22 protein-coding genes, 1 other RNA gene and 2 pseudogenes are annotated in these 19,300 nt (G+C 44.4%); 9 read left to right on the top strand and 16 right to left on the bottom strand.

What is annotated here, in order from left to right:
• Positions 1-5: 5 nt before the first annotated feature.
• Complete coding sequence (locus tag IPP74_01540) at positions 6-647, bottom strand: sulfite exporter TauE/SafE family protein (GenBank protein ID MBL0317978.1); 642 nt, start codon at positions 645-647, stop codon at positions 6-8.
• Between the two features lie 350 nt (positions 648-997).
• Here IPP74_01540 and IPP74_01535 point away from each other — a divergent pair, with 350 nt between their 5' ends.
• On the top strand, positions 998-1,297 hold the full coding sequence (locus tag IPP74_01535) for a GIY-YIG nuclease family protein (GenBank protein MBL0317977.1): 300 nt from the start codon (positions 998-1,000) through the stop codon (positions 1,295-1,297).
• 283 nt (positions 1,298-1,580) lie between these two features.
• Here IPP74_01535 and hflX read toward each other — a convergent pair whose 3' ends face one another.
• The 5 genes from hflX to IPP74_01510 form a co-directional block, all read right to left on the bottom strand.
• Complete coding sequence (hflX, locus tag IPP74_01530; protein MBL0317976.1) at positions 1,581-2,852, bottom strand: GTPase HflX; 1,272 nt, start codon at positions 2,850-2,852, stop codon at positions 1,581-1,583.
• 26 nt (positions 2,853-2,878) lie between these two features.
• On the bottom strand, positions 2,879-4,882 hold the full coding sequence (locus IPP74_01525; protein ID MBL0317975.1) for an acetyl/propionyl/methylcrotonyl-CoA carboxylase subunit alpha: 2,004 nt from the start codon (positions 4,880-4,882) through the stop codon (positions 2,879-2,881).
• Between the two features lie 23 nt (positions 4,883-4,905).
• Positions 4,906-6,432: an acyl-CoA carboxylase subunit beta gene (locus tag IPP74_01520; GenBank protein MBL0317974.1), complete on the bottom strand. Its 1,527-nt coding sequence runs from the start codon at positions 6,430-6,432 to the stop codon at positions 4,906-4,908.
• An 88-nt stretch (positions 6,433-6,520) separates the two neighbouring features.
• Positions 6,521-8,269 (bottom strand): dihydroxy-acid dehydratase, encoded by a 1,749-nt coding sequence (ilvD, locus tag IPP74_01515; protein ID MBL0317973.1) that lies wholly within the window; start codon positions 8,267-8,269, stop codon positions 6,521-6,523.
• A gap of 48 nt (positions 8,270-8,317) precedes the next feature.
• Positions 8,318-8,743 (bottom strand): hypothetical protein, encoded by a 426-nt coding sequence (locus IPP74_01510; GenBank protein ID MBL0317972.1) that lies wholly within the window; start codon positions 8,741-8,743, stop codon positions 8,318-8,320.
• A gap of 84 nt (positions 8,744-8,827) precedes the next feature.
• On the opposite strand from IPP74_01510, the pseudogene IPP74_01505 reads away from it, so the two are divergent.
• From IPP74_01505 to IPP74_01490, 4 genes and pseudogenes are all read left to right on the top strand, one after another.
• Positions 8,828-9,049, top strand: a pseudogene (locus IPP74_01505) (DUF4160 domain-containing protein).
• A gap of 37 nt (positions 9,050-9,086) precedes the next feature.
• Positions 9,087-9,300: pseudogene (locus IPP74_01500) on the top strand (DUF2442 domain-containing protein).
• An 84-nt stretch (positions 9,301-9,384) separates the two neighbouring features.
• Positions 9,385-10,584, top strand: coding sequence for a prephenate dehydrogenase/arogenate dehydrogenase family protein (locus tag IPP74_01495; GenBank protein MBL0317971.1), 1,200 nt, complete (start codon positions 9,385-9,387; stop codon positions 10,582-10,584).
• Positions 10,585-10,605: 21 nt separating this feature from the next.
• Positions 10,606-10,800: an HIG1 domain-containing protein gene (locus tag IPP74_01490; GenBank protein ID MBL0317970.1), complete on the top strand. Its 195-nt coding sequence runs from the start codon at positions 10,606-10,608 to the stop codon at positions 10,798-10,800.
• Positions 10,801-10,802: 2 nt separating this feature from the next.
• On the opposite strand, the gene IPP74_01485 is transcribed toward IPP74_01490, so the two are convergent.
• Genes IPP74_01485 through xseB form a run of 3 tightly spaced genes read right to left on the bottom strand, consistent with a single transcriptional unit; the run spans position 10,803 to position 12,312 of the window.
• Positions 10,803-11,549, bottom strand: coding sequence for a HesA/MoeB/ThiF family protein (locus tag IPP74_01485; GenBank protein ID MBL0317969.1), 747 nt, complete (start codon positions 11,547-11,549; stop codon positions 10,803-10,805).
• 37 nt (positions 11,550-11,586) lie between these two features.
• Positions 11,587-12,057, bottom strand: coding sequence for a RidA family protein (locus IPP74_01480; protein MBL0317968.1), 471 nt, complete (start codon positions 12,055-12,057; stop codon positions 11,587-11,589).
• Positions 12,058-12,069: 12 nt separating this feature from the next.
• The gene (gene xseB, locus IPP74_01475) at positions 12,070-12,312 is read right to left on the bottom strand and encodes an exodeoxyribonuclease VII small subunit (protein ID MBL0317967.1); all 243 of its coding nucleotides are present in this window, start codon (positions 12,310-12,312) and stop codon (positions 12,070-12,072) included.
• A gap of 65 nt (positions 12,313-12,377) precedes the next feature.
• Here xseB and IPP74_01470 point away from each other — a divergent pair, with 65 nt between their 5' ends.
• The 3 genes from IPP74_01470 to IPP74_01460 all read left to right on the top strand — a co-directional run bounded on the left by IPP74_01470 (position 12,378) and on the right by IPP74_01460 (position 13,905).
• The gene (locus IPP74_01470) at positions 12,378-12,695 is read left to right on the top strand and encodes an ETC complex I subunit (protein MBL0317966.1); all 318 of its coding nucleotides are present in this window, start codon (positions 12,378-12,380) and stop codon (positions 12,693-12,695) included.
• Positions 12,696-12,710: 15 nt separating this feature from the next.
• Positions 12,711-13,073, top strand: an RNA gene (gene rnpB, locus IPP74_01465) — RNase P RNA component class A.
• A gap of 124 nt (positions 13,074-13,197) precedes the next feature.
• A complete protein-coding gene (locus tag IPP74_01460) occupies positions 13,198-13,905 on the top strand; it encodes a hypothetical protein (GenBank protein MBL0317965.1) in 708 nt (235 codons plus the stop codon).
• A 155-nt stretch (positions 13,906-14,060) separates the two neighbouring features.
• Here IPP74_01460 and IPP74_01455 read toward each other — a convergent pair whose 3' ends face one another.
• The 7 genes from IPP74_01455 to IPP74_01425 form a co-directional block, all read right to left on the bottom strand.
• Complete coding sequence (locus IPP74_01455; protein MBL0317964.1) at positions 14,061-14,804, bottom strand: hypothetical protein; 744 nt, start codon at positions 14,802-14,804, stop codon at positions 14,061-14,063.
• A 40-nt stretch (positions 14,805-14,844) separates the two neighbouring features.
• The gene (locus IPP74_01450) at positions 14,845-15,252 is read right to left on the bottom strand and encodes a hypothetical protein (protein MBL0317963.1); all 408 of its coding nucleotides are present in this window, start codon (positions 15,250-15,252) and stop codon (positions 14,845-14,847) included.
• Between the two features lie 38 nt (positions 15,253-15,290).
• A complete protein-coding gene (locus tag IPP74_01445; GenBank protein MBL0317962.1) occupies positions 15,291-15,890 on the bottom strand; it encodes a hypothetical protein in 600 nt (199 codons plus the stop codon).
• Between the two features lie 388 nt (positions 15,891-16,278).
• Positions 16,279-17,133, bottom strand: a complete 855-nt coding sequence (locus tag IPP74_01440) for an MBL fold metallo-hydrolase (protein MBL0317961.1) — start codon at positions 17,131-17,133, stop codon at positions 16,279-16,281.
• Between the two features lie 14 nt (positions 17,134-17,147).
• Positions 17,148-17,942, bottom strand: coding sequence for a sulfite exporter TauE/SafE family protein (locus tag IPP74_01435; GenBank protein ID MBL0317960.1), 795 nt, complete (start codon positions 17,940-17,942; stop codon positions 17,148-17,150).
• A 1-nt stretch (position 17,943) separates the two neighbouring features.
• Positions 17,944-18,498: a rhodanese-like domain-containing protein gene (locus tag IPP74_01430; GenBank protein MBL0317959.1), complete on the bottom strand. Its 555-nt coding sequence runs from the start codon at positions 18,496-18,498 to the stop codon at positions 17,944-17,946.
• 52 nt (positions 18,499-18,550) lie between these two features.
• Positions 18,551-18,829, bottom strand: a complete 279-nt coding sequence (locus IPP74_01425; GenBank protein MBL0317958.1) for a winged helix-turn-helix transcriptional regulator — start codon at positions 18,827-18,829, stop codon at positions 18,551-18,553.
• Between the two features lie 103 nt (positions 18,830-18,932).
• On the opposite strand from IPP74_01425, the gene IPP74_01420 reads away from it, so the two are divergent.
• A complete protein-coding gene (locus tag IPP74_01420) occupies positions 18,933-19,292 on the top strand; it encodes a carboxymuconolactone decarboxylase family protein (GenBank protein ID MBL0317957.1) in 360 nt (119 codons plus the stop codon).
• Positions 19,293-19,300 lie beyond the last annotated feature (8 nt).

Raw genomic sequence — 19,300 nt, 5'->3', positions numbered from 1 at the left:
TTACCTCATACAAATATTTTAGCGGCCAGTACTAGTAAAATACAGCCATTGAGACCCATGATAATTTTGCCGATTTTTTGTGTAGCAAAACGACCCTTATTGGAAAGAAACTCTGCACCCAAACTGGCAAGCCAGAAGGCGGGTAATGTTCCTGAAACAAACAGCACCATCCCTGTAAATGCCATAAAAGGGTTGGTGGTTGTGGATGCAAGCAAAAGTGCAGCATAAAGCAGCCCGCAGGGGATAAATCCCGTGAGTATACCTCTTAAAAAATGAGGCTTATTGGCTGCCACATGTTCTACCCAACCATAACGACTTCTGTGGTTGCAGCCCACGAGTGATGAAATGCTGGTTGTTATAAAAATGGTTCCTGCGATGATGAGCAGAAGGGCCGCAAGCCAGGGCCAGTAAACATTATGCGTTACAGGTTTGAGGAGGAGGGCACTGAGTGCACCTAATAGTCCATAGATTAACGCTCGTCCTAGATGGTACGGCAGATTCAAACTTCGTTTGACCATCAACGCCGAACCTGTTTTTTTCTCTTCGATACATGTTGTTTTGCAAGCACCACACATAACCAATGGCCCACACATAGCCAGGCAATGGGTAAAACTACCGGTCAACCCGCCTAAAAAAAGAGTCATCATAAGAGATCCCGACGAGGGGATGAGTGCTGCGCAATGTGGTATGATCATATGTATCGTTGATGGTACAGCATGTGGTTGATGTGCTGCTTTGACATAGATCAAGTACGTGGGAAAAAAATATTAAGTTAAGGATTGGATTAGGAATTGCGCTAACGCGCAATGAGTTTTAAGAAGGAGCCTGGATATCCAGCCATTTTCTTCGTACTCGCCTGCGGCTCATACTACGAAAATGGCTGAATATGACGGAGTGGGTGGGGGCGTGAGGTACGCTCAAAAAATACCGTTACCAAGTGGTGTTTGTTGTAAATAAATATTGCAATTGTTGGTGTGTAGTATTACAACGTTTGTCTATGAACAAATCCTTCTGCGTGTATATCATGGCAAGCCAAAAGAATGGGACTCTTTATATAGGAGTAACGTCTAATTTACCTAAACGGGTTTGGCAGCATAAGACAGGTACATATCAGGGATTTACACATCAGTATAGTGTTGCAAATCTTGTTTACTATAGAGCATGCACTCGTGCACTTGAAGCTATTTCACTAGAAAAACGCATGAAGAAAATGTTGCGGTCAGATAAGATAATATTAATCGAAAAGGCAAATCCTGAATGGGATGATCTTGCTAAGGATTGGTATGGAGTGTGTTAGACGTGTATAAGATAGTAAGGAATTGCGCTATGCGCAATGAGTTTTAAGAAGGGGCCTGGATATCCAGCCATTTTCTTCGTACTCGCCTGCGGCTCATACTACGAAAATGGCTGAATATGACGGAGTGGGTGGGGGATTACCTACCCCAAAAAAACACCGTCATTCTTGCCCTTTTTAAGCAGTATGAGCCGTAGGCGAGTGCTGCTTATAAAGGGCGGGAATCCAGCGCAAAACTATTTTGCGACTAGCAAAATTCCTATTTTTCCTACGCAACCCCGACTACTTAACTCTGCGGCAGCATAAGCTTTAAGTGTGCCCAGTGTTTATCAGATATCCGCAAAATAAACTGAATGGATTCTTCGGTGTCCTGGCGGGAAATGATTTCAGCGTGTTCGTAAATCCAGGCGATGATTTTACCGTCAGTGTAAGGGATCGTCACTTCCTGGACGATGTTAGCATCTTTAAGCCTGTTATCGATATGGTCAAGCAGGAGATCGAGGTTAATGCGTTTTGCAGCAGAAACAGGAATGGCGTTTGAAATGGGAGGCATACATTCAAGACGATCGATTTTATTTAAGACCTCGATGGTATGATGATGATATTTATCATGGATGCCCAAGCTTTTAATCACCTGCTCGACATCGTCTTTTTGTTCCTCAGTCTGTGGATGCGAAATATCACGCACATGCAGGAGTAAGTCGGCTTCGACTACTTCTTCAAGGGTTGCGCGGAAAGCAGCAACCAGCTGGGTAGGTAAACGTGATACAAATCCTACGGTATCGGATAAAATAATGTTGCGCCCAGAAGGTAGCTTAACAACACGCATGGTTGGATCAAGGGTGGCAAACAACTTATTTTCTACCAATACATCTGCGCCGGTGAGTGCATTGAAGAGAGTGGATTTGCCAGCATTGGTATAACCAACCAGGGCAATAACTGGGTAGGGAACCTGTCGGCGTGATTTTCGGTGAAGCTCACGGGTGCGCACGACCGTTTCCAGCAGGCCTTTGATTCGAGCAATGCGTTCGCGGATTAATCGTCGGTCAGCTTCAATTTGGCTTTCACCTGGACCGCCCATAAAACCAAATCCTCCACGTTGACGTTCAAGGTGAGTCCAGGTACGCACAAGGCGGCCTTTTTGATATTCAAGTGATGCAAGTTCTACTTGTAAAAGTCCTTCTCGCGTTGCTGCCCTTTCGCCAAAAATTTCAAGAATCAATCCTGTGCGGTCAATGACTTTGCATTCCCAGGCACCTTCCAGGTTTTTCTGTTGAATGGGGGTAATGTCGTGGTCGACAATCACCAGCTCAATTTCCAATTCTTTGATTTTTTCTTTCAATCCTTCTACTTTTCCCTTGGTGATAAAGGTAGAGGGACGGAAGTCGCTGAGTTTAAGCACTTCTTGGTGGATAATAGTCAGATGAATTGCATGGGCCAAGCCCACAGCCTCTTCTAAACGAAAAGCAAGCTCGGAGTCGCTGTACTGGTCAACTTTAAGGGTTGGGTGCAGCACCATTGTATTAGCCTGCGAGAAAATCTTTTGAGTTTCAAACATAGCTAATATCCTTATGGGTGCATCGGTTATTCAATCTCAAACTCCAATAATTGCTGACCAACACTGACACTGTCACCTTTTTTAACACGAACAGCGCAGATGGTTTCATCCGATTCGGCGAAGATTATATTTTCCATTTTCATGGCTTCAATAATCACCAAATCTTGGCCGGCTTTGACTTCTTCGCCTTCTTTGACTTTGACATCAACGACCATTCCAGAAATCGGGGCGCATAACTCAGGGGTTTTGCGGATTTTTTCAGACGTTGGCATAAACTTGGTAAGTTCAGCAATCCGTGGCGTATGTACGGCAGCAATCACGCTTGAGCCTGCATGGGTTAGGCGGTAACCAACGGGCAACGGTTCAATATGGATATTGACCAATTTTCCGTTTACACGACCTTTAAACAAGGTTGTGCCTAATGTCCAGTTACTGCGAATACTGATAATTTCAGTTTCCAGCACAATATCATATCCGGCTTCGCGCTTACGGGTGTTAATTGTATAGTGGTTATCGTCAATATACACTCCCCATACTGTACCAATTTGGCGGCTGCGTCCGGGGATTTGTCCAGATGTTTTGGCCGAACGTTCAGCATCTGTTAAATACAGATGCACAGCAGCAGCCAGGAAAACCTTGGTGGTTTCATTGGTTAAATCAGCACCTTCAAACCCATCAGGATATTCTTCGGCAATAAAGCTGGTGGAGAGTTTACCACTGACAAAGCGGTCATTCGCCATTACGGCTTCAAGGAAACTGATATTATGTGAAATACCCGAGATCACAAATTCGCCCAGAGCATCGCGCATGGACTGAATAGCTTCATTACGGTCTTTGCCATGGGTGATTAATTTAGCGATCATTGCATCATAAAACATGCTGACCTCACCACCTTCGTAAACGCCGCTATCCACACGGACAGTATCACTGAGCGTAGGTTCTTGATATTGGATCAGGCGCCCGCTCGATGGCATAAACCCACGTGACGGATCTTCGGCATAAATACGTGATTCAATCGACCAGCCTTTGAGTTCAATATCACTTTGGGTAAACGGTAATTTTTCACCAGCCGCGACACGAATCATTTGTTCAACGATATCGATTCCGGTAATCTGCTCCGTTACGCAGTGTTCAACTTGTAAACGGGTATTCATTTCCAGGAAATAAAAATTCTTTTTCTGATCGACAATAAACTCAATCGTACCAGCGGAATCGTAACCTACTTTTTTTGCTAAAGCGATGGATTGCTTGTACATGGATTGACGGGTTTTGGCATCAAGGAAAGGGGAGGGGGCTTCCTCGATCACTTTTTGATGGTGGCGTTGAATGGAGCATTCGCGTTCGCCCAGGCAGACGACATTGCCGTGTTTATCGGCAAGCACCTGGATTTCAATATGGCGAGGGTTTTGAATGAATTTTTCAATAAAAATACGGCCATCGCTAAAGCTATTGCGTGCCTCGTTGGAGGCAGAACTAAAAGCCTGAGGCACTTCTTTTGCCGTATGGACAACCCGCATTCCTTTACCGCCACCGCCTGCTGCTGCTTTAATCATCACAGGATAGCCGATATCATTGGCTATCTTAATGGCTTCTTTTTCATTTTTAATAACCCCCATATAACCGGGAACGGTACTTACGCCTGCGTTTTTAGCGAGTTTCTTTGCTTCGATTTTATCACCCATTAGACGGATGGCGTTGATGTTCGGGCCAATGAAAGCTACATTTTGCGCAGCCAGTTCTTCGGCAAGAACGCAGTTTTCGGATAAAAATCCATACCCTGGGTGAACCCCCTGGGCGCCGCTTTGCATCACGGCATCAAGAAGGTTTTCCAGATGGAGATAGCTTTGTGGCGCAGGAGAAGAACCAATGTACAGCGCTTCATCGGCCATCCGCACATGGAGCGCGTTGGTATCGGCTTCTGAATAAACCGCTACGGTTTTGATTTTCATTTTTTTGCAAGACCGAATAATACGGCAGGCAATTTCACCACGATTAGCAATTAAGATTTTTTTGAACATAACCCTCAATATTCCTATTTGATTACTGATACAGACTAAAGCGGCAAGTTATCATGTTTTTTCCAAGGTTTTGAATCTTGTTTATTTGCCAAGAGTTTTAGGGCACGAATAAGACGCCAACGGGTATTACGCGGACGTACGATATCATCCAGGTAACCGCGTGCTGCCGCCACGAACGGACTCGCAAATTTTTTGCGATAATCGGCAATCTTGGCTTTTTTCTCGACATCATTTTCGAGGTTGTTACGGAAAATAATTTCAACCGCGCCTTCTGGCCCCATTACGGCTATTTCGGCATTAATCCACGCATAGTTAATATCGCCGCGTAAATGTTTTGAATTCATTACGATATAAGCACCGCCATACGCTTTACGGGTAATCATGGTGATTTTGGGAACGGTGGCCTCGGCATAGGCATATAACAATTTAGCCCCATGTTTAATAATACCATTATGTTCCTGCGCGACACCTGGTAAGAAACCTGGCACATCGACAAAGGTAATAATAGGGATATTAAAGGCATCACAGAAACGGATAAAACGTGCCGCTTTACGAGAGGCATCAATATCTAAACAGCCAGCCAGGTGCATGGGTTGATTGGCAACAAACCCTACCGTACCACCACCCATCCGGCCAAAGCCGATAATGATATTACGTGCATAGTCAGGTTGAATTTCAAAGAAATCACCCTCATCGACAACGCGAATCAGCAATTCTTTCATATTGTATGGTTTATTCGTGTTGTCAGGAACCAGTGTATCAAGCGATAAATCAATCCTGTCGCCAGGATCTTCGGTAAAGCGATACGGTAGTGAACCTGGACGGTTGGATGATGGTAAGAAGTTAAAAAGGCGTCGGGCTTGAAGGAGTGCTTCGATATCATTATCAAATGCAAGGTCTGCAACGCCGGATTTAGTGGTGTGCACTGAAGCGCCACCGAGACGTTCCTGTGTTACTTCTTCGTGGGTAACGGTTCTTACGACATCAGGACCTGTCACAAACATATAAGAACTGTTGCGAACCATTATGGTAAAATCAGTAAGAGCAGGGGAATAAACGGCTCCACCGGCACAAGGGCCCATAATCAATGAAATTTGTGGGATAACTCCTGAGGCATCAACATTACGTTGGAAAATTTCACCGTAACCGCTGAGTGAATCAACCCCTTCCTGGATACGTGCGCCACCAGAATCATTAAGGCCGATGATCGGCGCACCTAATTTAAGAGCCATATCCTGAATGTGGCAGATTTTCTTAGCATTGGTTTCGCTAAGCGAACCACCCATAACGGTGAAATCCTGACTGTAAACGAAAACCAGACGACCATTGATGGTTCCTTGTCCGGTTATAACGCCATCGCCTGGAACTTTGTCACTGGCTAAACCAAAATTGGTACAGCGATGTTCAACGAACATGCCATATTCTTCAAAGGATTCTGGGTCAAGCAGTACCTCAAGACGCTCACGGGCGGTAAGTTTTCCCTTAGCGTGTTGAACGTCAATACGTTTAGCTCCGCCACCTTGGCGGGCTAATTTACGTTTTTTCTCTAATACTTCATTCATTGCTGCTGTCATATCATTCCTCGTCGGTAACTGAATTACGTCACGTTCGCAAACATCTCCATTGCCATGCAATGCAGGATCGAATCCCTTAGATATCTGCGTATTGTTCTTTCTCATGTTTTGCGCCAGGATGGGTGACTGCACCGTGTAGAGCTGGTCCTACGGTTTGTGCATATTTCCACAACGTACCTGATGTGGACATGGTTTCACGTGGGGTCCATGCGCTGCGGCGTTTAGCAAACTCCTCTACTGACACATTAACATCTAATGTTCCTTCAACAGAATCTATCGTAATCATATCGCCATCTTGAATTAATGCAATAGGTCCACCAACGGCTGCCTCTGGACCTACGTGACCTACACATAAGCCGCGTGTTCCGCCAGAAAAACGACCATCGGTAATTAAGGCAACCGAATCGCCAACCCCTTGGCCGTAGAGTGCTGCGGTCGTTGAAAGCATTTCGCGCATACCCGGGCCACCACGTGGTCCTTCGTAGCGGATAACAAAGACATCACCTTGTTTGTATTCTTGTTTTTCAACGGCGTGGAAGGCATCCTCCTCGCAATCAAAACAACGAGCCGGTCCGGTGTGCTTTAAATTTTTCAAACCAGCCACCTTAACGATAGCACCTTCAGGGGCAAGATTTCCCTTTAAGGTAACCACGCCACCCGTTGGTGTGATCGGGTTAGAAACCGGATAAACGACTTTCTGGTTACGCGGGAATTTTACATCTTCTAAATTTTCGGCCAGGCTCTTGCCGGTAACGGTCAAGCAATCACCATGGAGGTAGCCACCATCAAGCAGCGTTTTCAAAACGATGCTAACACCACCAACTTCGTAGAGATCTTTGGCTACGTATTTTCCACCTGGTTTAAGATCGGCTATGTAAGGAGTGCGTTTGAAGATTTCGCCGATATCAAACATATTAAATTCAATACCTGCTTCATGCGCCATCGCGGGTAAGTGAAGGGCTGCATTGGTCGAGCCACCCGTGGCGGCGACAACGATGGCCGCGTTTTCTAACGATTGACGCGTGACGATATCACGTGGGCGAATGCGTTTTTCGAGTAGATGCAGCACTGCTTTTCCGGATAAATAACCAAAATGGTCACGCGATTCATACGGTGCAGGAGCGCCCGCCGAACCAGGAAGCGCTAAGCCGATGGCCTCAGAAACACAAGCCATGGTATTGGCGGTAAATTGTCCACCGCAGGCACCGGCAGATGGACATGCAACTCTGGAAAGTTCTAATAGATCTTCATGCGTTATTTTTCCGGCATCATATTGACCGACGCCTTCAAACACATCAACAATGGTAACATCTTTGCCTTTATGGTGGCCAGGTAAAATAGATCCACCATACATAAAGACGGAAGGAACATTCAGGCGAAGCATCGCCATCATTAAGCCTGGTAATGATTTATCACATCCGGCAATTCCTACCAGCGCATCATAACAGTGGCCGCGCACGGTAAGTTCGGTGGAGTCAGCAATGACTTCACGCGATACCAGTGAGCATTTCATGCCCTGGTGTCCCATAGCAATACCATCGGTTACGGTAATGGTGGTTGCTTTAAAAGGCGTTCCGCCAAATTCTTTAACACCGCGTTCAACATGAACGGCCTGGCGATCAAGTGACATATTACACGGTGCTGCACGGTTGGCAGTGGTCATGACGCATACGAATGGTTTTTCCAGGTCGCGGTCACTTAATCCATTGGGATAATGTTCTGAGACAAGCGGATAGAGCATGGCGCTGCGAGGCTCGTGCCCGGGCACATCGGTAATATATCGGCTTGGAAGATTTGATTTATTAATTTTATGATATTCGGACATAATTTTCCCACATTATGTTGAGGTTAACGAAAGAAATGAAAACCGGTATTATCGGACAAAAATTTGGACTTCAGGCGCTTCCACAAAAGCACTGAAAGAAGAACGTATCTGCATTTGCTGAGGTTTTACACCCATTTCCATCATTAAGGTAACGATTTCCTGGGTGCGGACGGCACCCGCTTGTTCTAATTTTTTACGCATCGACTCATAGGGAGCCTGAGGAATAACGGTAAGTACATCAAAGAACACATTGGGCTTGGCTTTAAGGGCGCTGAGAATAACGGCATGGAGAGATTTTTGGTACTCAATATTGGGGTCTTTAAAACGGATCACAATGAGAGGAAGATGTGTTCCTTGACCACCACGTTGAGCTTGCTGAGCATGACCAGCAGGACTCATGACGGGTAAGACCGATGCCCCAAGGGCAAGAAGGACTATCAAGCTTTTTGAAATAATGTTCATAATGTCTGACAATTGTTAAACCGAGGTCACTATAACCTAAGTTTTTGGGGAACACAATGGGTCCAGGATACTTGTTAGATTAAAATGTTTGCATGGATGATCTATTAGAATGATCCTAATCCACCGCATATTCATGCAAAATACGGTGACTATGAAGTCATTATCTCCATCCTAGATGGAAATGTTGAAGGTACATTTCCCAAGCGTTTCTTGAAGTGGATACTGGAATGGTTAGAATTGCATAGAGACGAGTTGCTTTTGAACTGGATTAAAGCAGGTAAGGGTAAGCTCTTACAAGCTTTTCCTTCTTTGGGGTGAGTGTTGTGCTGCATGTGACCGAAGTGAACTATATTATATTAAAAATTATGAACTTTGGCTTTCATTGGATGATGGCACAAAGGGACATATAGATTTGTTAAACCATCTAAATCTAAATGCCCCTGTTTTTGAACCACTAAAAGAGTAGTGCGCTTTTTAGCCAAGTTTGTCTGGATCCTGAATTATCAACGATCACCTGGCCTAATGGTACTGATTTGGCCCCAGAATTTCTTCGTGAATATCTGCGGTAAATGCTGGCTTTTTCTATTTTTCCCTTGTCATAACCATCAATGTGTTTTATCAACGAAGGCTCGTGGAAATCTTTTTATGTGGTTATGAAATCTTCTCCTGTTTTTAATCGGTTGGGTATTATTGGCTTAGGGCTTTTAGGTGGTTCCTTGGCATTGGTTGCAAGAGAAAAAAATATTGTCGGCGAAGTAATCGCCTATTCACGAACTCCTTCGACACTGGCGTATGCCCTGGAGCAGGGAATTATTGATAAGGCAGCCGAAACACTGGCTGATGTGGTTTCCGAGTGTGACTTTATAATTATCTGTACCCCACTCGGTGCGTATCGTGCGACGATCGAAAATATGCTGCCATTTTTAAAACAGGGTGTTGTTATTTCTGATGTCGGATCGGTCAAACGATGCGGGATCGACTCGGTTCTCTCTGTTTTGCCTGAGGAATATCAGCCCTTTTTTATTCCGGCACATCCGATAGCTGGTTCAGAAAAATCGGGGATTAAGGCTTCTCAACCCGAACTTTATGAAGGTCGGGATGTTGTGATAACCCCGCTTCCTTTATCCAACCAAGAAGCGCTTGACAAGGTTAAACAATTTTGGGAACGGATTGGGTCTAAGGTCATTGAACTGGATGCTGATGAACATGACCAGATCTATGCCCAAGTTTCGCATACGGTACAAGCCTGTGCCTATGCTTATATGAACCATTTTCGTTTTCGTGGAAAATTCAGTGACCTTAGCTTTAAACGTTTTTGTCGATTAGCTGGGTCTGATCCGCGTATGTGGCGTGATATTTTTAACTGTAATACAGCACACATTCGTACAAGTATCGATCATCTGGTGCAGCGATTGCAGCATTATGTTGAGCACATTACATTATTAGCCAGCGACAATCATGTGGAAGGCAAGGATGGTTTCATTGATAAGCTCAATGTGTTGTTTGATAAGCGCGACCGCTTTGATCCGTTTGGGTTGATTGCGACGGTTAATGTGACATTGGATTCTACAAGGCATATAGTCCCTTGCATGATTGGAATGGCGCTCATTGAAGAATGTACGCATTTGGATCGTGTAGGGTCAGGTTTTAAAGATGTAACCAGCAGCGTCAGTTTATGGCCATCTATGGGTGCTACCATGTTAAAACAGCATGCAGATGAAGTCGTAGAATCGCTGCAAGGATTTATCGAAGAGCTTCATAAAATGGTAGGGATGATGAATCCCGAATTTTCTTCAGCCCTTGAACAATATTGCCTGAATAGTGTTTTACGTTATCATAGTATGTTTGGGTGATCTAAACGAAAGGATTAAGATATGGCTATAAGCTCTTGGATTGTAGTGGGTTTGATGGCCGCAACCTTAACTGTGTTGGTTGTCGGTGTTATTTTTATGGCCATTGGTGGCAAGCTTGATCGCAAATACAGTAATAAATTGATGGTCATGCGAGTGGTACTGCAGGGACTCGCCCTGTTTGCGATAGCGATGTTATTTTTTATGGCAAAGCATTAAACCTAAAAAGTGCAGCTACAGTTTGAATCAATCGAAATATGTGTCCGCCTGAAAAGGCCTTTCTGTAAATCAACAATCAACATAGTGCCGCTATGATCGGGGTGATGGCCTAAAATCATACGGATAATTTCGGTTGCCTGAAGAGAGCCAAGCACTCCGCAGGCAGCGCCAACAACACCTATCTGTGAACAGGATAAATCCTGGCCGACAAGGGCTGATGGATAAAGGCAGGCATAACACGGTTGGTCGGGGAGATAGCCTCTAACGACATAAAGTTGTCCTTGCCATCCTTGAACAGCTGCAGCAATCAGTGGCTTCTTTGTTTGAATACATGTTTGGTTGACTAAAAAGCGTGTTTCAAAATTATCGGAGCCATCAGCGATGATATCGTATTGAGCAAAAATCGCTGCTGCATTATCAGAGGTTAGGCGCTCTTGATAGGTATGTATTGTTATCCCAGAATTTAAAGCGCTTAGATGGGCTTTAGCCTGGGGTGATTTAGCCAACCCAATATCGGATTCGGTATAAAGAATCTGTCTCTGTAAATTGGAGGGATCTACTAGGTCGTCGTCGACAATGCCAATATTGCCAACACCAGCAGCGCTAAGGTAAAGTAATAAGGGTGAACCAAGGCCACCAGCACCGATAACCAGTACAGAAGCATTCAACAATGTCTGTTGTCCGGCTTCACCGATATCGCCAAGCAGTAACTGGCGAGAATAGCGGATACGGTGCTGGGAGGTGAGCAAGTCACAATCCTCTTCAAGTTATCGGGTTATAAAGCGATTATTCAATTTCAAACATGGCATCGACTTCTACGGCAACGCCTAAGGGAAGCTGGCTGCTGCCAACTGCTGCACGAGCATGTTTTCCGGCATCGCCAAAGACATCGACCATTATGTTGGACGCGCCGTTTGCTACAGCTGGTTGTTGTGTGAAGTCGGCCGTTGAATTGACGAATACACCAAGACGCAGGCAGCGCTTAACCCTATCAAGGTTTCCACCGCAGGCGGCTTTTAGCTGTGCAAGGATATTAAGGGCGCAGGCACGTGCCGCTTCTGTACCTGTTTCGACTGTAATATTTCCGCCAAGCTGGCCAATGTAGCTATCGCTTTCAGGAAAACCTTTGGGAACTTGGCCACTGATGATGACCTGCTTGCCTGAAATGACATAGGGCACATAATTGGCAACAGGGGTGAGGGGCTCAGGGAGGGTAATGCCTAATTCGTTTAAACGTGAATCTATTTTTCCTGACATGATATATCCTTGTTATTCAAATGGTTCGATGGAAATGTTGCCTTGATGGTCTAAGGCTATTTTTTCAACTTTCAGCTTGGCTTCTTCTAATTTTTTACGGCAATGGGTTTGCAGTTCCATGCCACGGGTGTATGCTTCAATCGCTGTATCGAGTGGCACGTTACCTGATTCAATAGATTTGACAATGCTCTCCAGTTCCTTAAGTGCTTCCTCAAAACTGAGGGTTGCTAAGGAAGTTTTAGCTTTTGCGCTCATTGTGCTTGCTCCTAAATCTAACTGAGGTAATATAATCACTAAACGGCCAGAAAGGAAAGAATTATATGAATGAACCTTGTTCTGTAGTGATATATCAACCGGTAAAAAACCCGATGCAATCCGGTAAGGCAGGGATGGGACAATGTTGGTTGCTGGATTATGAAGAGCCACATGAAGATGCCCGTTTTATTGAACCTGTTATGGGGTGGACGGGATCTTCCAACATGCAAAAACAATTAAAATTGCGGTTTGACACCAAGGAAGAGGCGATCGCTTACGCTGAGCGTCAGGGGTATCGGTATACTGTTAGGGAACCTAAAGCGCGAAAGTTGATTAAACGTAACTATGCCGACAATTTTCAATATAAAAAAGCGTCGCAATAGAGTATAAGTGTATTTCCAGATGGTCAGGTAGCTGCGCTTTTTGCAAAAAAAGTGAGGAAAGTCCGGGCTCCACTGAAACACGGTGGCGGGTAATCCCCGCCGAGGGCGACCTCAGGGAAAGTGCCACAGAAAATATACCGCTTGCGCTTGCGTAAGTAAGGGTGAAATGGTGCGGTAAGAGCGCACCGCGTGGTTGGTAACAATCATGGCAGGGTAAACCCCACCGGGAGCAAGGCCAAATAGGGGTAACACGCTGGTTTACCGGCAGATGGGTTTCTACATCCGTTACCCGGGTAGGCTGCTAGAGGTGGTTGGCAACAACCATCCCAGATGAATAGCTATCCTCGACAGAACCCGGCTTATCGACCATCTGGTTCGCTGCGCTCAAATGCGCAGCTTTTGCAATTAAACCTGCTGGTTATTAAACATTCATCAACCATCCCTTGTTATCCTAAAAAATTATACATCACATTTATCGATCGTCTTAGACAAGGGGGACACTATGTCAGAGGTTATGACCAAAACCGAAATGGATCAACGCTATCATCAATTGCAATTGATGTATGAAGCTTTACGCCACGCTGTTTCCCATTCGATTAATGATCCCATACGTCTGACAGAAGTGGAATGTGATGCGTTGTTGGCAAAAAAGGATTTGCCTGCAGATATTGAACATCGGGTAAAGGTGATTCAAATGTCGGCAAAGGAAGTGGCTCGCTGCCTGACTATCCTTAAAGAATTTGCTTATATTCGTGAAAGCCATTTCACAACGGTTGATTTAAATAAAGTATTTAGTATCGCCTGTGATCATCTTAAGGACCAGTTAGCGGCTACGGAAGCTAAAATAACTTGTGATGCATTGCCTAAAGTACATGGTAATCAAGGTCAGTTGATTCAACTTGCCGAACATCTCATTCAAAATGCCATTCAATATAACCAAAAGTCACGTCCAGAAATTTCAATTCGGTCTCGTACGCAAGGCGATATGATTGAAATAGCCATTCAGGATAATGGTGTTGGCATTAATCCGCTCTATCAGCGGTTGGTCTTTCGTGCGTTTCAACGTTTAAACCAGCAGCAAAGTTTTGCTGGAATGGGAATGGGGTTGGCGTTTAGCCAGAAAATAGTCCATGAACATGGTGGCCAGATTTGGTTTGAATCGCAAGAAGGAAAGGGATCGACATTCTTCTTTACGTTGCGGCGCGGATAAAACAAACTCTGTTGCACGGTTGTTGATTTTGGCTAAACATATGTGGCCGCCTTCACGGCGACAGAATTGACAACGGATCTAACCATGCGTTAACTGCTGCCTTGACACTACCTTGCACTTGGTACGCAGTTCACTCAATAGGCTGTTTTCCGTAATCATCTATGAAGATAGCGTGCTTGTAAATCTTTAGGATCAAATTCAATATCCTCTTCAATGCTGGTAATTCGAAAATCATTATCTTCTAAACTACCAATAACTCCTTGAGCGAAATAAGGATCACCCACTGGGAATCCTTCAGGGCCATAGTGTGCAGTTTGCACACCTGTTTCATTAGAAATAGGTTTTGATGTATTATAGTTTTTTTTCATTTTAGGCCTTTCGTGAAATCCTATAGGTGCCAATATAGATACTCGTCCAGTTCTATTTATCCACCATGAAAATTCATATAATAGCCATTCACAAGGACCTTTGTTGGGGAATGTCCATACGAAATTTTCTTTATCAATGATTAGATATCCACATGTGAGAGGGAGATTTAATGGATTTTTTTCATAACCTTCTTGTCCCGAATCAGGATGAGATAAATAGAGGGGAAAATTACCTTTCCAAAAGGGATATGACTCTATAATTTCTTCTAGTGTATTATTTTTATCCAATTCTGTAATTGAATCTTTTGAGGACACAATAAAGTCGTGAGCCCTTGTCATTTCCTTAATAGATTCTTTATGTATATATTCTAAATTATTATAAATTGCGAATTTACCCCAATAGGTAATATTTATTTTTATAGGGTAACGCATTTGCTTTTTTTCAATTTTCCATAATTCTGGTTTTTCACTTGCGTAGGCTTGCGCTACCACAGATAAAACACATATAAAAACTATCAATATTATTCTCATAAATATTCCCCTGCTCTGATTCTATACATAAAGATTATTTCTATTTTGTGAATTTAGGAATGCTCTTGGGAGAAGGGAATATCCAGTTCCTTACTTTTCTTCCAAAATCATTTTGAATAGCATACGCCGTGGCTTCATAAGGCTGAGCATTATTTAAAGTTTTTTGAATCTCATAATTAGAATCACTTCTTTTAGGAAGGAGAATATAATTATTTCCCTGATCAAGTCCAAAAATGATAGCCTGTAACATAGCTGGCGAATTTAATGCAGATTCATCGATATTAAGTTGTTCTGCTTGCTTATATCCACCCAATAATGTTGTTACCTGATTGCTTTCGTATGAATGAGTTACTTCGTGCGCAACTAATGCAACAAAGTCATACATTTGCACTCCGGGGTCACGGGCAAAATTGTTATCTACATAAATTGTTCCTTTATCATTTCTCATATCTCCTATCCCATCATCATAAGAAATTTTCTTTTGACTCACTGCATGTTTTTTAGTTTTACGATTATATTCTCGGCTGTCGCTTTGAATTCTCTCAGCTTTGCCACAGACTCAGGGAGTCGTACATTATTCAAATCCATATATTCATTATTCTCTTTTACCATATAGCTAAGCGCCTGCCTGCCAGCATCTTCGTCTGACATTGTTTTATTTTCAGATTTTATCTTTGTCACAAGTTCATTGTGCTTATTTTCCAGTTCGTATTTTCTACGTTGATTAAATTCCAACATGCTAATCGCATCGTTACTCTGTAGGTAATACTTGAATATTTGCTTACGCAGGTCACCATCATCAAAAACGGTTATCCAGTCCTTATTATTTTGGTACACATGCCTTGATTCTTTTAGCTCATTGAGAGTTGCGAAATAAATTATTCGCGTTTTTTGATACTCATCAGACACTTTATCAAAAAGCACCAGTGAGTGTTGCAGGTCATCGCATATACCTGTTATTAACAGCGCACGCGCCTTATCAAATTTTCTTGATTCTCGACGCCAATCTATAAACCATCCAGTTCCCGCGGCTATTGCACCACCAATGGTTGCTGCAACTATTTGTCCCCAAAATTGGTCGTCCATATATTCCTACCTCAAACTTTTCTCTGGAGATAGCTGTGCACTTATTCTCTCACGAGTGCACAGCCTCGGCGGAGAAAAACTTGTGCAAGAGAATTAAGCTGCGCCTAAAACCACTCCAATTTCAGGTTAATCTACTAATAATCCAGCAGTATTACAAGAAATGATTAACCCGCTGATTAGCCTTCACAACACCTAGAAAACTTCAGGATACTTCCAAGGTCTGCGTACTAGAGAAGGCTTCTTCTGGCATTTGAAGGCTGGCTGAGGGTAGTTAGCGCCGCAACACCCTCGTTATAACCCAACCACCATCATAAACAACACTCTCAAAACCCGTATCTTGCTGTCACGGATATAACGCTATGCGTAGCGTTCTTGATAGATAAAACTATTACATCTTATTCAATGGAATCTTGATATACTGCACGCCATTGTTTTCTGCCTTACCAAAATCACCTGCGCGCAGGTTCACCTGAATGGAGGGTAGCAGCAAGCGCGGCACAGCTTTACCCTTGTCCTTGGCGTTACGAGCTACGACATATTCTGTTTCGCTTACTCCGTCATGCACCATGCTGTTTTTAGTTTTTTGATCGGCTACGGTGGAGACATATCCCTCTGGCTGACCTTGCGGTGGATAGTCATGACAAGTGAAAATGCGCGTGCTTTCAGGAAGTGATAACAGTTTTTGAATTGAGTGATAAAGCGTTTGTGCACTGCCCCCGGGAAAATCCGTCCGTGCCGTGCCGACATACGGCATGAAGATTGTATCGCCGACGAATGCAGCGTCTTCTATCAGGTAGGTCAGACAGGCAGGAGTATGCCCTGGGGTGTGCATTACCTTTACCTCGATAGTTCCTATGCTAAAGACCTCTCCATCTTTGAACAGATGATCGAACTGCGAACCGTCCAATGATGTGTCATGCGAGGTATTAAACAGCGGCACCCAGAATTTCAGCACTTCCTTGATATGTTCGCCGATACCAATCTTACCGCCGAGTTTTTCGCGGAGGTAATGCGATGCGGTCAAGTGATCGGCATGGACATGGGTTTCTAAAATCCATTCTACAGTCAGATTGTTTTCACACACATAGGCAATTACCTTATCAGCCGATACGGTGGTAGTTTTGCCAGCGTGCATATCGTAATCCAGCACCGAGTCGATGATGGCGCATTTACTGGTCTTTGGATCGCTGACCACATAAGTGAAAGTGGCGGTATCTTTGTCAAAGAAATGTTCTATTTTCATGGTATTATCCTTTGTTATTGGTTAAGCAGCGTGTGTAATTCCTCTGCCAGTACCGCAAGGCCAACCAGCAACGTGAACACGCCAAAAAGTTTCTTGATTTTCTCGCCTTCCATGCGCTTGGCAAGCGTTGTGCCGATCCACATTCCGAACAGTGTCAGGCCGATGAATAGTCCAAGAAGATGCCATTCGAGTGATATGCCGGAAGCAATATCACCTTGAAATCCTACCAGTGAGTTAATGGCAATGATGGCAAGCGACGTGCCGATGGCTTCTTTTACGGGCAAGCCAAACAACGCGATTAAGGTGGGGATAATCAGGAAGCCGCCTCCAGCCCCCACCATACCAGTAAGTAACCCAACCCCCGCGCTGCCAGAGAGCAGCTTAATGATACGGCTAGCATCCAACACATGAGAGCGGTCAGGCTCTACTTTAACGGGCTTTAACATGAATGTTGCCGCCAAAATCATAAGGCTAGCAAACAGCATCATGATAAAAATATCTTTAGGGATACCCGCGATAGGGTCAGGAATTGCCGGCACGATGTAGGTACGAGTTGCCAACACGGTAATCATCGCAGGTGTAGCAAACACAGCAGCTGCCTTGAAGTTCACTAAACCGTTTCGCCAATAACGGAGTGCGCCTGTAAGTGCGGCACTTCCTACCACCAGCAATGAATAGCCAGTGGCAACAACTGGCTTCACACCGAGCAGATACACCAATATCGGTACAGTTAGGATGGAGCCACCCGCGCCAATTAAGCCCAGAGTCAGCCCCATCACGATTGCCAGTATGTAGCCAAGTGATATCATGTTATTTCACGCTGCATGAAGTGGCAGATGTATCAGAAACTTGGTTCCATGGCATTTTCGCCATCACCATGGCAAGGCCACAAAATCCACTAAGCCCTGCAAAGGTCAGCCCTGCGCCGAAAAATCCTGTGAGCAAGAAAAATAGAGGGTTCACAAAATACGCCAGCAGGCTTCCAATCAGCACGCCAAGTCCGATGGTGAGTTGCACCTGACGATCCAGCGGCAGAAAAAACTTGCCCGACGATGCAACAGAATGCCCCGCTGCGCCCCATGCAGAAATACCACCTTCAAGATTGTAGATTTCAAGGTTGGGGTCTTCAGCTAGTAGTTTTTCGCAGGCATTCATGCTGCGCTTTCCCGAATGGCAATGGATGACGAGTTTCTTGCCACCAGCTTCGGGTAAAGCAGTTTTATTCACTGTAGCTAGCGGCAACAAGGTTGCACCCTGAATTTTCTCGGCAGCATGTTCGGCTGGCTCGCGCACATCCACCACCACGGCTTCACCACTATCCATCCAGCGTTTAAGTGTGCCTGCATCTATTGTTTTTATTGACATCATCTTCTCCTTTTATTTTAGCTATTACTAATATATTGGTTAAATTTTTTTACTACTTGCAGTAAATCAGGTACAGCGTGGATAAAATGGCTTCCACCTCTGGGTTGCTGATGCGGTAATATACCATCTGCCCTTGTTTATCAGGCTCTACCATCTTCAAATCGCGCATTTTAGCAAGGTGCTGAGAGAGAGCGGAGTGCGATAGACCAACCAAATCAGCTAATTGGCCAACTGATTTTTCGCCTTTGACTAAATGGCAAAGAATCATCAAACGCTTAGCATTAGCCAGCAACTTAAGCATTGCCTCCGCCTTGGCAGCGTTATGTTGCATCACTTCGAGACTGGATTGCATGTTTTTGTCTTTCATATTGACATTATATTAGAACATGCTAAAATAATCAATAGGCATTTTATAAGCTCCCAAAGAGGCATTTATGACAAAATCATACCCCGACATCACCAAGCGTATCAGCGGCAGTCTAAAGGTGCTGCGCAGAGATATTCCTGAAACGATGCAGGGATTTTCTGCTATGGCGCAAGCCGCCACAAAAGACGGTGCGCTGGATAAGAAAACTAAGGAATTCATTGCACTTGCCATTGGTATAGCCACTCGATGTGATGGATGCATTGGCTTTCATGCCAAGGCACTTGTAGAGCTTGGCGCAACGAGGCAGGAATTTGAAGAAGTATTGGGTATGGGGGTCTACATGGGGGGCGGACCTTCTGCCATGTATGCTGCTGATGCGCTGATAGCCTTTGAGCAGTTTTCAGAAATACACACAACACAAGCGTAAGGAGAGCT

The sequence above is a fragment of the Alphaproteobacteria bacterium genome (genome assembly GCA_016722515.1).
In the GTDB taxonomy this organism is placed as follows: domain Bacteria; phylum Pseudomonadota; class Alphaproteobacteria; order Rickettsiales; family JADKJE01; genus JADKJE01.
This window is presented reverse-complemented; position numbering and strand designations above follow the sequence as displayed.

What these genes read in the sequence shown, in the direction of transcription:
- IPP74_01445 (MBL0317962.1), bottom strand. Translation starts at nt 15,890, where the DNA reads ATGGACGACCAATTTTGGGGACAAATAGTTGCAGCAACCATTGGTGGT.
- hflX (MBL0317976.1), bottom strand. Translation starts at nt 2,852, where the DNA reads ATGTTTGAAACTCAAAAGATTTTCTCGCAGGCTAATACAATGGTGCTG.
- IPP74_01420 (MBL0317957.1), top strand. Translation starts at nt 18,933, where the DNA reads ATGACAAAATCATACCCCGACATCACCAAGCGTATCAGCGGCAGTCTA.
- IPP74_01490 (MBL0317970.1), top strand. Translation starts at nt 10,606, where the DNA reads ATGGCTATAAGCTCTTGGATTGTAGTGGGTTTGATGGCCGCAACCTTA.
- IPP74_01495 (MBL0317971.1), top strand. Translation starts at nt 9,385, where the DNA reads ATGAAATCTTCTCCTGTTTTTAATCGGTTGGGTATTATTGGCTTAGGG.
- xseB (MBL0317967.1), bottom strand. Translation starts at nt 12,312, where the DNA reads ATGAGCGCAAAAGCTAAAACTTCCTTAGCAACCCTCAGTTTTGAGGAA.
- IPP74_01470 (MBL0317966.1), top strand. Translation starts at nt 12,378, where the DNA reads ATGAATGAACCTTGTTCTGTAGTGATATATCAACCGGTAAAAAACCCG.
- IPP74_01450 (MBL0317963.1), bottom strand. Translation starts at nt 15,252, where the DNA reads ATGAGAAATGATAAAGGAACAATTTATGTAGATAACAATTTTGCCCGT.
- IPP74_01425 (MBL0317958.1), bottom strand. Translation starts at nt 18,829, where the DNA reads ATGCAACATAACGCTGCCAAGGCGGAGGCAATGCTTAAGTTGCTGGCT.
- ilvD (MBL0317973.1), bottom strand. Translation starts at nt 8,269, where the DNA reads ATGTCCGAATATCATAAAATTAATAAATCAAATCTTCCAAGCCGATAT.
- IPP74_01430 (MBL0317959.1), bottom strand. Translation starts at nt 18,498, where the DNA reads ATGTCAATAAAAACAATAGATGCAGGCACACTTAAACGCTGGATGGAT.
- IPP74_01480 (MBL0317968.1), bottom strand. Translation starts at nt 12,057, where the DNA reads ATGTCAGGAAAAATAGATTCACGTTTAAACGAATTAGGCATTACCCTC.
- IPP74_01540 (MBL0317978.1), bottom strand. Translation starts at nt 647, where the DNA reads ATGATGACTCTTTTTTTAGGCGGGTTGACCGGTAGTTTTACCCATTGC.
- IPP74_01440 (MBL0317961.1), bottom strand. Translation starts at nt 17,133, where the DNA reads ATGAAAATAGAACATTTCTTTGACAAAGATACCGCCACTTTCACTTAT.
- IPP74_01535 (MBL0317977.1), top strand. Translation starts at nt 998, where the DNA reads ATGAACAAATCCTTCTGCGTGTATATCATGGCAAGCCAAAAGAATGGG.
- IPP74_01460 (MBL0317965.1), top strand. Translation starts at nt 13,198, where the DNA reads ATGTCAGAGGTTATGACCAAAACCGAAATGGATCAACGCTATCATCAA.
- IPP74_01520 (MBL0317974.1), bottom strand. Translation starts at nt 6,432, where the DNA reads ATGAATGAAGTATTAGAGAAAAAACGTAAATTAGCCCGCCAAGGTGGC.
- IPP74_01435 (MBL0317960.1), bottom strand. Translation starts at nt 17,942, where the DNA reads ATGATATCACTTGGCTACATACTGGCAATCGTGATGGGGCTGACTCTG.
- IPP74_01455 (MBL0317964.1), bottom strand. Translation starts at nt 14,804, where the DNA reads ATGAGAATAATATTGATAGTTTTTATATGTGTTTTATCTGTGGTAGCG.